At 57.5% G+C, this 12,290-nt stretch carries 7 protein-coding genes; 1 reads left to right on the forward strand and 6 read right to left on the reverse strand.

Annotation, left to right across the window (positions count from 1 at the left end):
* Positions 1 to 85: 85 nt before the first annotated feature.
* The 4 genes from DES53_RS05840 to DES53_RS05855 form a co-directional block, all read right to left on the reverse strand.
* Positions 86 to 943 (reverse strand): hypothetical protein, encoded by an 858-nt coding sequence (locus tag DES53_RS05840; RefSeq protein WP_113957303.1) that lies wholly within the window; start codon positions 941 to 943, stop codon positions 86 to 88.
* Positions 940 to 6,348 (reverse strand): RHS repeat domain-containing protein, encoded by a 5,409-nt coding sequence (locus DES53_RS05845; RefSeq protein WP_147263233.1) that lies wholly within the window; start codon positions 6,346 to 6,348, stop codon positions 940 to 942. The genes DES53_RS05840 and DES53_RS05845 overlap by 4 nt, the downstream gene beginning before the upstream one ends.
* Before the next feature lie 196 nt (positions 6,349 to 6,544).
* Entirely contained in the window at positions 6,545 to 7,144 is a 600-nt protein-coding gene (locus DES53_RS33430) for a CPCC family cysteine-rich protein (protein ID WP_211325459.1), read from the reverse strand.
* Positions 7,145 to 7,197: 53 nt separating this feature from the next.
* Positions 7,198 to 8,103: an RluA family pseudouridine synthase gene (locus DES53_RS05855; protein WP_113957305.1), complete on the reverse strand. Its 906-nt coding sequence runs from the start codon at positions 8,101 to 8,103 to the stop codon at positions 7,198 to 7,200.
* Between the two features lie 260 nt (positions 8,104 to 8,363).
* Here DES53_RS05855 and DES53_RS05860 point away from each other — a divergent pair, with 260 nt between their 5' ends.
* Positions 8,364 to 10,778, forward strand: a complete 2,415-nt coding sequence (locus DES53_RS05860; RefSeq protein ID WP_147263234.1) for a serine/threonine-protein kinase — start codon at positions 8,364 to 8,366, stop codon at positions 10,776 to 10,778.
* Positions 10,779 to 10,969: 191 nt separating this feature from the next.
* Here the strand turns inward: DES53_RS05860 and DES53_RS05865 are convergent, their stop codons facing one another.
* Together DES53_RS05865 and DES53_RS05870 are read right to left on the reverse strand one after the other, a co-directional pair.
* Positions 10,970 to 11,644, reverse strand: a complete 675-nt coding sequence (locus tag DES53_RS05865) for a class I SAM-dependent methyltransferase (RefSeq protein WP_113957307.1) — start codon at positions 11,642 to 11,644, stop codon at positions 10,970 to 10,972.
* Positions 11,645 to 11,695: 51 nt separating this feature from the next.
* Positions 11,696 to 12,241 (reverse strand): hypothetical protein, encoded by a 546-nt coding sequence (locus DES53_RS05870; RefSeq protein WP_113957308.1) that lies wholly within the window; start codon positions 12,239 to 12,241, stop codon positions 11,696 to 11,698.
* Positions 12,242 to 12,290 lie beyond the last annotated feature (49 nt).

Raw genomic sequence — 12,290 nt, forward strand, 5'->3', positions numbered from 1 at the left:
TACGGAGGCTTGGATGCGTCAAGCGTGAGATTGAGGGGAGCGAAGTTGTTCTTTTTTGCACAGAGGGACAAACAGCCACGTAGGTTCATTCCAACCCAAACTTGCGGCGAACTTCCTGGGCAAGAGCTTGCAACTGTGGATCAGAAGCATCGCTGGCGATCTCGGTCCACTTCGCAGTAACACTTGCGCCGAAAGCGGGATCACCAAAAGCCAACGCAATCGCTTTCAACGCACGATCCGTTCCCGACAGGGCCGATAGATTGATTGCGGCGGCCACGGGGAACTCGTTCTTCCGAACGGCGAGCATGGTGATGTTTCTCAAAATGATCGCTTTCCCCAATGAGTCGGCAGCATTGTAAGCCTGCTGCCAAGCATTCCAGTCGACCGTCCAGGCAATGGCATTTGCGTCTTGTCCAAAATCTCTCGTGGACCAGTAAGTCAGCAGTTTGATGTTGCTGTCCGAACGCTGCGCAATATCCAGCAACAACGTGCCAGCCCATTGCTCGCCACTGGAGGCTGCGTCCAGCATCAAGGCTCCTGCGCCACGCAGTCGCATGGCATTGGTTTCGTTCTGCGCCACAAGCTTTGTGTAATACGCCTTGTTCCGTTGTTGGTCCTGCGCTCCCTGCAGTGTGATGTTGGACCCTGTCGGAAACTCAATGAGCTTCCATCCGCCTGCGGGGATCGTCCAATTGGCTGAAAGAATGCTCTCGGAAGTGATGACAATCAATTCCTCCCATTTTGTTGCCTTCACTGTTGGATCACTCGACGACTCGAATGCCTCCACCGCGGATGGAAACGCCTGTGGCATGTCACGGGCATCTTGCATGGAACGAATCGCGGCTTCATCGAACTCAGAGGGCTGATCCGAGCCAGCACATGATGATGCGAAGCCACCGAGCAATGCTGCTGCGATGACCAGTGGTCGAGTAAAGGTATTCATGGTCTGGGTTTGTCTGACTTGAAGCCGACGTAGGTGTTGATCCAATAGTGGCCTGGATAGTGCTTGGATCCGGCATATTTCACACGTGTGCTGTCGCCCTCGATCCTGTGTGCGATGGCTGTGGATGAACCGCCGTCACCTGCAACGCAAAGAGTCTGTCCGGACACCGTTAACCGGGCGACCAAATCCGCAACCGGATACTGTGTGGTTGGTGCAGTCTGCGTAACGGTGAATATCAGTTTTTTCCTGTCACTTGGCGCACCTATTTCGGCAATGCCAAACCAAGGATGAATGTTATAGCCTCCACCGACAAGATTGCTCGCAAAACCACCAAGGGCCGAGTTGTGCGTTGGTGGGCTCAAGGGCACTATGCCAGTCGTGATAGCGAAGGTACCGTTTCCGTCGGCGCTGAGATATTCAGCGGTCGGCCCTTCAAAGGGATGGGTGCCGCCAACCGAGGTGGCGGCGTTCGATGCTCCACCAACGACGCAGCCTCCGTGACATCTTGACGTCATGTCATGGGTTGCTATTCCCTTTATTCGTCCAGGCAGGCCACCGTTGAAGAAGCAGAAGTTGCCGTTGACGATCAGGTCGTGGTGGTCCTGGTTCGCAGCTACCACACCAGGCATTCCATAGATTTTCGGATTGCGATGGTAAGTTTCGATGACTCCCATGTTCGTGCTTTCGTGGCGCATGGCGGTGATTCGGATCTCATGTTGCCCTGCCTTGAAGTAGCGCACATGGAGCCTGGTGTTCAGTTCGAGCATGTAATCTCGTGTGCCGTGGAAGTATTTGGCTGCCCCGATGTCCTTGACGATGGTCAGCTTGATTTTGGCGGCCTCGACTTCCTGCGCTCCGCTGCCTGGTGCTTTGAACTTCAGAACCAAATCCCCTTCACTTTGGGGATTTCCAGTGGGCACGCTCAGAGTTCCATCTACACGTATGTACAGTTTTTCAGGAAGTGGATTTCCAGATGACAACTGGAATCTGGCACCAGTCTTGATGTCCACCTTGTCCGCCGCCTTGCATTCCCTGGTCTTGTAAAAGCTCATCGCGGCAATGGCGGGATGCTCCAGCCAAACCTCGCCCGATGTCATCGCCAGTTTTAGACGTAACTCCTCTGCGTCGTCATCGTCCTTCGCGCTGGTGGGTTTTTCTGGAGCAGTGTCATCTTTGTCCCATGTTCCGTTTGAGAGGTTTTCATTGGTGAATATGTACTCAATCCCTTTCTCTTTGTCCTCGTCGGTCGCACCCTCCTTGTAGGGGTTCCCAACAAGAGCCTTGTCCTCCGAATCGATCTCGCCGTCATTGTCCAAATCGGTAAGGAGTTCTCCTGATGCCAGGTTGACTATGTCCCCAAACCCAATGGCATCTGGTTCCGACGGAGGAGCCAACCAAGTGAGCGCAATCTGAGCACTGATCAGGGCTCCCACAGACTGCGGGTCAGAACACGATACGTACAGATTGGTGGTCTGGGTGGCAGAGAAGGTTTCTCCCGGCATTGCCTCCGTTTGCATTCCAGCATCTCGCCACAGGCGGACAGAGGCCGGCCATGACAAGGAATAGTCTCCGCCGACATCTCCGGTAACTGGGCGAAGGATCAGTTTGGTATTCAGCGGGGCCTCCGAGTTGGTCACTATTGCCCCCGGCCGCTCTTCGTCTTCTTCTGACACTTCGGAGTCCCCGTAGGCTACGTCCATATCCGCTCTGTAGAATCCGGTCCAAGCTTGGAGTTCCCTGACTTCAAGCCTTCCATTGAGGCGTGTCTCCAGCGTAAAGATGGGACTGCAATTGGTGTTCTCTCCAGCCCATTCCCTCACTGTGACAACCGGAGGAGGGGTCGGCGAGTCCGGAGATTCCTTGGCTGGATAGAAGACTTCCTTCCAACGGAAGCCCAGTGTCTCCCACGTGCGATCCGCAACAAATCGGAACTTTGCCTTCTTGCAATAGGCGTACACTTCGGACTTGCTCATGTTCCACTCAGCTACAGCTGGAGCACTGTGGGTAATGGTGTACGTCGCAGGATTTTGAAAGGGTATGATCTGAGATTCTGCAATGTCGAGCTTCCGATCGAGACGTTTCAGCAGTTCCGCCGTCGTGTAGGGCTTGGAAAGGGTGACGGATATCTCCTCCCTGTAGGACATCACATCCGATGAAGTGCCGGTGATGTTTCTCGCGGGTGTGGGCTTGCCGGTGTTGGAGGCCGCGCCTGTGGTTTCATATTCATCCTGCTCATCCCGGCTCGCGGTGCCTATGTACGTTGTTGTAGTGGGTGTGACACTATTGTTCCACTCGTCTGGCTGCATGCCCACGGAAGGCCAACTTGAGGTACTTCCTCCACGGGTGTCCTTAACGACCACATTCCCATCATTGGTATAAGTGCCCACAAACTCCTTATTGGAAGATTCTTCTTCTGGAGGCTCACCGTAGCGGGTGGTTTGAGTCACGGACGTCTGCACCATGCTTACACCACCGCTGCGGTTGAAGTTGATTCCCCCTTCATCGAGATCGTACTCTTCCTCGAGATTGTAGTCGCGGTTGAACACGTAAGTGGATTCCCCTTCGCGATCATAGTACACTGCTCCATTGCCAAAGTGGACGACTTGATTGAGGTAGGAGTCGTACATGTTCTGATTTCCATCCACGGTCTCATGACGGGTTGAGGACTTCTCCAAGGAGTAGGACTTGGATTCCTCCGTGGTCTTCACCAGATAGTGGGGGATCGGCGTGTTTCCGGATGAGTCATATTGGAAAGGTAGGTATCCGACTTTCCCCATGCCCGCCGAGTAAGTGCGCGCCTGAGTGATGGCCGCCACTGGATACGGGCCGGACGGAGGATCCCCGCCAGGAGGATCTTCGCCTCCGTCTCCACCATCACCCCCGTCTCCACCGTCGCCGCCATCACCTCCGTTATCAGGCGGGAGTGAGTTAGGGTCGGAGGGATTGCTTCCCGCAGCCAGTTCGTCTCCGTCCGAGGCGCCATCTCCATCAGTATCACCAATAACGGGATTTGTTCCCGAGTGGTATTCCTGGAGGTTGTCGAGACTGTCCTCGTCGGCGTCCTCTGCTGCGTCGTTATGACGGATGTAGAAGCCCAGATTGGGATATCTCCAGCGGCCGTACTGGTGCTCCCATGCATCCGACATGCCGTCACCGTCCCAGTCCCACTGGGCAATGCGGGTGAAGCGCGGACTTTCCAGGAGCAAGGCTTCCTCTATCCAGTCTTTGGTGCCGTCCTCATCGAGATCGTCCGTGGGCGGATCCTCCGTTGGATATAGAAAAGCCGCCATCAACACTTCGAGATCGCCCAGGCCTCCCTTGTCATAAGTGTCTGCATCGAGAGGTGACAGCTGCAGCTTGGCCTCCTCGAAGTTCAGGACGCCGTCATTGTCAGGATCCTCCACGGCATCAATGAAGTTCATCTTGCCAAAGCCATAGTAGTCCTCAAAGACATCCGTCATGCCGTCCTCATCCTGGTCGTAGAAGCTGAGATCCACGTTCAGAGCAAGACCGGCGTTGTACTGTGCAAGGTTGCTCAGGCCATTGGCATCCAAGTCGCCCGCGGCATCGGCGGGATCATTGGGCTGCAAACCGTACAGGAGCTCAATGCGATCCGGGATGCCGTCTGCATCCGCGTCCGTGATGTCAACCAGTTGGTAGTCATTGTAGAGCTCTGCCCATCCCCTTGCCTGACTCAAGCCAAACGCGTTCGAGGGGTTGGTGGAGTAGACAATCAACTCTTCGTAATCTGTGAGACCATCGTCATCGCAATCGACGTCGTCGTCGCTGGTGCCGTAGGTGTATTCCTGGATCGCCTTCAGTCCGTCTCCATCCGCGTCAGCGTCGTTGTAGGGATCGTAAGGATATGGATCCTGCCAATTGGCTTGTCCGTCCGAATCATCGTCCTGAAGGACCTGGTATCCCCAAGTCTGTCCGTTGAGGGAGGAGTAGTTCCAGGTGTCGTAGGGGAAGGGGTCGTAGAAGTTTGTAAATCCATCATTGTCGGGATCCGAGAGCGCGTCGCCCCACCAAGCCGTGCCGTTGGCGGGGCTGGTGTTTGAGGCATCATTCGGAGCAGGATCGTTGCCGTCGGGTATGCCATCGCTGTCCGCGTCACTGATAGGATACGGGGTGCCGTCCATCCAATTTGGCGTGCCATCTCCATCGGCATCTCCAAGAACTTCGCTGTACCAAGTAATACCGTTGATGTAGCTGTAATTAGAGCCGTCTGATGAAAACGGGTCTATACCGTCGGGAAATCCATCGCTATCATAATCCGGTGGCGGCGGAGGTGGGGGCTGGTAGCCGTACGGTTCGCTATCTTGCCAGTTTTTGGTGGAATCGTTGTCCGCGTCACCGAACATATCGCCGTGCCAAGCGACGCCATTCCAGCTGCTGAAGTTGGTCGCATCGTTTGGGAATGGGTCCAGGTAGTTCAGCACGGTGTCTGCATCTGCATCTGCGAGAACATTTCCGTACCATGCGGTACTATTGAGGTGGCTGAAGTTGGTCGAGTCTATCGTATAAGGATCCCAGAAGTTTAGAACGGTATCAGAATCATCATCGTGGAGCGCATAGCTATACCAGGTGCCTCCATTGGTTGGACTGGGGTTGCTGTAGTCCAGCGGGAGGGGATCCTGAGCGTCCGGAATGCCGTCTCCATCAATGTCCTGCGGCGGTTGAGGTGGTCCATAGGGTTCCGTATCCTGCCAGTTGGGTACTCCGTCTGAATCAGCATCATGCAAGACGATCCCGCCCCAGACGATGTTGTTGATGCTGCTGTAGTTGGTGCCGTCCGCGGGGAAAGGATCGTTGAGGTCTGTTATCCCGTCGCCATCGCTGTCCCCGTTGCCGTTGTAAGGGTCATAGGGGTAGGGATCGAACGGATTTTTAGTCCCATCCCCATCGTAGTCGGAGTAGCTGGCGCCGGGGTAATTGGGGAGTTGACCGTTGGTGTAGGTGACGCCGGTGAAATTGTTCCATTCGTCGTAGTCGCTGATATAGTCACCGTCGCTATCCCAGTTGGTAAGGGAGCAGCCCATGTGGGGCTTTACGAGGTGCAGTTCATCGCCATCACTCAGGCCGTCATAGTCGGTGTCGTAGACGAAGGGGTTGGTGCCTTCAGCAGCCTCTTCGTCATTGCTGGCACCATCGTTGTCGGCGTCAGCGTTCTGATTGTTGAGGTCGACGAGGGTGGTGACCTGGCTGGTGGAGGAGTCAGTCCAGGTATCGTTCTGGCCATTGGAGTCCGAGTCCGACCAAGTGGCCCAACTGTTGGGCAGCGGGCTGAGGATCATGAAACCCGCAGCGACTACCTGAACCCAGCCGGCCCAAGGGCGGCGGCAACGGGCTAGAAAGGGCAGGGTGCGGTGGCGGAAACGGGCGGGGGAGGAATGCGACGCCATGAATTTTCTCCGGATGGTTACCGTGCGGAGAAAATCAAAAATGCGGTATGGAGTCGAGTTTTTTAAGCAAAAGCCTCGAAACAAAATAATGATTTATCACAGAGGGGGCGGAACGTCTCCGATTTGAGCCAAGGGCTTCTTCTTACATGCACCTCAGGCTCTGCTGGCACCGGTGGCTCGAGCTTCATTTACTGCTTTAAGGGGGGGATGAGTATGGTCGACTGGTGGAGGAAGGTGGTCCGCCATAGCGCTCTGGACCATCTGGAAGCACATGTTTCAACGCGGCTTCGCTCATCGCGCCGATGCTCTGAAAGTTTTGTTTTGCATCGATCAGTGTCATCCTGTTTGGGCTGCTGTAGTGGTGCGGTTCGTCAGACCCATCGTCCTCCCAGAAGCAGACTTCGCAGATATCATATCCGCCCCTCGACTCGATTGTTCTGTAGCCACAACACGGACACGCCATCAGCGGTTTCGGTGAGCCGGTGATTTCTACGTTACCATGCGTACCGCGAAGTCGCTTCTGTAGGTATGAATTCACGACGCCCAGATATTTGGAGCGAAGCGCTGCTTTTAGAAGGGGGACGTATCGAGAAGAAGCTGCGTCTATTGGGCCTGCGTCAAAAGGTCCTTCTTCGAAGGTCTCCATCTCGCGTCTCAGTTCCTCAGGCAAACGATGGTATTCCTCGCCGTCCTTATGAAGCGTCCAAAAATTCTGCAGGATATTGGACTTGTCCTCCACTCGAAGCGTCGCCAGTTCGGCATCCACGATCATGGAGATGGCTTCGTCCCGGGTCATGGCGGAAAGGGAACTGTAGTTTGCTCACGGAGCGCCACCATGGCTTTCCCACCTTATTGCCGCCACGGCCCAAACTCCTTCGGCACCGGTGCCTCGAACTTCAGGTCCTGCTTCGTGATGGGGTGGGTGAACTCGAGCTTCCAGGCGTGCAGCATGAGGCGGGGGAGCTTGAGGAGCTGGCGCTGGGGTTGGGCGTAGATGGTGTCGCCGAGGATGGCGGTGCCGAGGCTCTCGCGCATGTGGACGCGGATCTGGTGGGTGCGGCCAGTGAGGAGGCGGCAGAGGATGAGGGCGCAGCCCTGATGGACGGAGAGCTTCTCCCATTCCGTCACGGCTTCCTTGCCGATGTCTGCGCGGTCGGTGACGGCCATGCGCTTGCGGTCGACGGGATGGCGGCCGATGCGGTTCTCGATACGCCCCTTCGCCTCCTTCGGCACGCCGTTCACGGCGGCGAGGTAGAGCTTCGTCAGGCTGCGACCGCTGAACGCCTCGCTCAGCCTGGTGTGGGCGAGGTCGTGTTTGGCTGCGACGAGGCAGCCGCTGGTCTCCTTGTCCAGGCGGTGGACGATGCCGGGGCGGAGCTCGCCGCCGATGCCGCTGAGGTTCTTGCAGTGGAAGAGGAGGGCATTCACCAGGGTGCCGTCCGGATTGCCAGCCGCGGGGTGGACCACCATGCCCTCAGCTTTGTTCACCACGATAAGGTGTTCATCTTCAAAGAGAACGTCCAGCGGGATGTCCTGAGCCACCACTTCGGTGGGTTCCGGTTCGGGAATTTCCATCAGGATAGTATCCCCCTGTTTGAGGGCGGTGTTCGGCTTTGCCGGCTTCCCATTCAGCAAAATATTCCCGTCCTTGATGAGACCCTGTAACCGGGTGCGGGACATGTCCGTCAACTGGCTCTGGAGGAAGTGATCCAGCCTCTGCTTGGTCCATTGAGGATCGTTCACTGTGAACTCCATGTGTCGAAAGGGAAGGGAAGCCGACAAGATACACCGCACTCACTGGAGCGGCCAGAATAATGATTTCTTTAGCGACTCGATTTGGCCGTCACGGTTTAATTTTCACACTGAATGAAAATCTGGCGCGCCCGCTGCTTAATGAATTATGTAAGAAATTCGAACTATTTTTTCTTACATGCTTCCAATGCACCGCCCGCAACAAACTTGCCTCGCAGTTTCACCTTTGAGGCACCTGCGTTCGAAGCTACCCTCCGCGTCCCGTGACACCCCCCCAGTCAGATACTCCCCAAACTTACCTCAGCACCTGCCCGGCGTGCGAGGGCGTGCTTGATGTCACGCCCTTCGAACCCTACAGCAAGGTGACCTGCCCCCACTGCGGGCAGGCCGTGCGCGTAAGGCGCAAATTCGACCACTTTTCCATCCTCAAGCAACTCGGCGAAGGCGGCATGAGCCGCGTGTTTGGCGCCGAAGACGCCACCCTCGGACGGCATGTGGCGCTCAAGATCCTGAATCGCCACTACAGCAAGGACAGCGTGCGCATGGCGAGCTTCGAGCGTGAGGCTCAGCTCACCGCCGCCGTGACCCATCCGAACGTGGTGAAGCTCTACTCCGTGGGCCGCGACCAGGGGAACTTCTACATCGCCATGGAACTCGTGGGCGGTGGCAGCCTGGAAGGGCGCATCGTGGACCAGGGGCGCCTTTCCGAGGCGGATGCCCTGCACGTGGGCCGCATGGTGGCCGAAGGTCTGCGCGCCGCGTATCGCGAGGGTCTCATCCACCGCGACGTGAAGCCGGCGAACATCCTCTTCACGGATGAAGGCACGCCCAAGATTGTGGACTTCGGCCTCGCGCTCTTCCACGAGCGGGACAAGGACGACTCCGGTGAAATCTGGGCCACCCCCTTCTATGTGGCGCCTGAAAAGGTGCGTGACGACACGGAGGACTTCCGCAGTGACATGTACAGCCTCGGCGCGACGCTCTACCACGCGCTCGTGGGCAAGCCGCCGCACCAGGCGAATACGAACTCCATCGCGGAGCTCAAGATCATCAAGAGCAAGCCGGTGAAGCTCGAGGACAGCGGCTTCAAATTTTCCTCCCGCACCTGCGAGCTCGTGAACCGCATGCTGGCGCTGAAGCCCGCGGATCGTCACCAGACCTATGATGCCCTGGTGGATGCCTTCCGCGATGCGGAGAGTCTGCTGGGCTACTCGGTCATCGGTCGCCGCTCACGCCGGCAGAAGCTGGTCTACGCCATCGGCGGTGCCGTGGTGGTGACCATTCTGCTGGCGCTGCTTCTCCGTCCCCGCCCACAGGTGGAGATGAAGTCCGTGGAGATCACCCAGGGCACGGACGAAGCCCAGCTGTCTTCCGTGGCCCGCACGCTCTCGTCTGGCACCACGACGATTGCGGATGTCTTTACGAAGGCGCGTAATCTTCTCTTTGAGGGGAAGTTTGCCGAATCCCGCAAGCTCTTTGACGAGATCATCGCCTACAACGAAGGCGGCGCGGATCGTGTGAAGCAGCCCACGCTGAACAAGACGCGTTTCAATGCAGCCCTGTGCGCCATTTTCGAAGGCAGGAAGGATGCGGCCCAGCGCTACTTCCGCGCGATCAAGAAGGACTCCGATGAAGGCACCATGCCTGCGACCGCTGAGTCCTCTGAGTTCTTCAGCTCCATTGCTGAGCGCATGGCAAAAGATCTCGCACTTGAGCTGCCTCGCACGGAGGTGAACTATGACGGTACCACGGAGGCGGCGCTTGGCTTTCTCGCGCATGGTCTGGCCCAGTGGCACTTTGGCAAGGACCCGGATGTGGCCATGAACTGGCTGCGTGAGTTTCAGGCCTGCGCTCCCACGCGCAGCACGGAGTGGCTTCCTTCTTATCAGAAGCTCATCTCGCCTTATTCCACGGAGTACGAGCTCGCAGGCAAGCTGGGTGACCTGAGCAATACTCCCTTCGGCACCACGGAGAATGCCCGCCTTGCGCTGGTACAGGTGAAGGCCGTGCTCGCGGACATCAAGCTGCCGGGCGCCCTCAAGCACAAGCTGGAGGACCGTTCGAAGTTTGCCCAGCAGGAGCTCAATCGTCTGCGTCGTGTGGCAGAGGAGGCGGAGCGCGCCCGCATCAGTGCCTTGCGCCAGCGTGAGCTCGCCCAGCTCAAGGACCTGAATGAGTCGCTGCCCTCGCTGGTGCGTGGGTATGACTACAGCCAGGGCGTGGAGCTTTTGGAAAGCATGAACTTCCAGACTCCGGAAGTGCAGAATGCCATCGCGGATCGCCTGTATCTCTGGTCCAAGGCGAGGGAATTCATGACCACGCTCATGGCAGACGTCACTGCGCGCGGCTATTCCGGTACGCTGGCCCGCCGCACGGGGATTCCATTGCAGGGGCGTCTCACGCATCTCGGGTATGACACCAGTGTGGTGTCCCTCGAGCGCGGTCAGGTGAGCATCGAGACAGACACGCTCACTCCGGATCTGCTCATCACCGTGGCGCAGAATATCCTGGAAGGGGTGACTGACTCCACGGACTACTACCGCCGCCAGGAGTTGATTGTTGTCTTTGCGAAGATGCAGGGCCTGTATCACATCGTCTCGCCCGTGGCCTCCCAGCTCATGGAAGAGAACCGCGCCTTCCGCCAGCGCTGGGCGAGGGTGGAGCAGAGTGGGATGTGAGAACAACGCAGCTCGCGAGAAAGTAGTCCGCCGAGCTTCGGCGGTCAGGTTGGGCCGACTACTCGCGATGTATGTGGCGTCACATGCCGTGTGTTCCTGTTTCAAGAGAAGGGATGGAGCCTTTCTGCAACGCTCGAGGCTCTGGGCGTGGATTGGAGTCAGGAGACGTGCAGCCGCCGAGGCTCGGCGGACTACTTTCTCAGTGCGATCATCCGGCACGCGCCGAAGAGCGAGTGACTCTCTTCCATCTTCCACAGGTCGCGATCGAGCATCAGCACCCGAGGTAGCTCTCCCACGCGGAAGCCTGCCTCAATGCTGAGCTTCATGTCGTACATGGTCACGTGGTTGAATTCGCCGATGAGATTGAGCACCTGGCCTTCCAGGTAGTGGCGTCGGTGGCGGGCGGGTTCGCTTGCCAGGATGATCCGTGCCTTGTGCAGCCGTGGTGCGAGTTTCCGCAACTGCTCATCCGTGAAGTGATGCAGGATGAGATTGGTCACCACGACCTCAGCCTCTGCCAGTGCTTTCGTCGCTGCCTCTGAGTGGAGGAAGTCACCCTGCACCCACTGCACGCCCAGGGGAAGATGCTCGGGACGTGGAGCGAGATCCAATCCGGTCCAGCGTGCTGCCAGTGCCGGGGACTTCTGTGCAATATGGTGTATCAGGGAGCCATCCCCGGCGCCCAGTTCCACAATGCGTCCGTGCGTCGGGGCATGCTCCTGAAGTTGTCGATGGAACCAGCCGAAGGTTCCCATGATGCGATTGATGACCTCAATGTCCTGCCTGCTGGCTAGCGCATCGGGATGATCATGCGGGAGTGTGTCCAGCATTTCCTGCTTCAGGACACGGTGCTGCAAGTTTCCCATGAGGACGTGGTGAAGAAGCGCGGAGGTAGGAGGATGCAAGAGGTGTCCCTGCTACTTCGCAGGTGTGGCTTCACGCCAGGTGCGGCCACGTCCCGTATTGATGGCGGCCATCAGGCTGCCATACAGCGAGTTCAGCGCTTCTGGAGTTTGCAAAGCATACTCGACCGTATGCGTGTGTGTGGTGGTGGGATAGTCCTTGATGACCTGGAGCTTGCCCAGCGAAGGTGAAACTCTTCCGGCGACTTCCTTCTGCAATTGCTCCGCGCGGGTGATCATGATGTTGCCGGCGGCGATGGGAGTGTCCTTTGCCAGAGCCTCCAGCCAGTAGAAACGTGCCACCACAGAAGTGTCGCTGCCAATGGTGACCTCCACCACGCGCGCGGCGCCATTGCCCACGTACTCATGTTTCGAGGCAAAGGCGATCCGATCAAGCTTCACGAGGTAGTGGCCTCCGTTGGAAAAGGTTGCCTGCCAGAAGCGGGGATTGCTGTCCACCTCATCGGGATTGTTGGAAGGCGTCTGCGGTTGGTTGTTCTGCGCGGAAAGCGTGGAGACGGCGGAGAGCAGTACGAGGGCGGCGGCGAGGATGGCTTTCATGGCAGTTGGAAGTCGGCTGGATTATGAAAAAGCATGGCACAAGTTCAAC

This window comes from Roseimicrobium gellanilyticum (assembly GCF_003315205.1).
Classification (GTDB): Bacteria; Verrucomicrobiota; Verrucomicrobiia; order Verrucomicrobiales; family Verrucomicrobiaceae; genus Roseimicrobium; species Roseimicrobium gellanilyticum.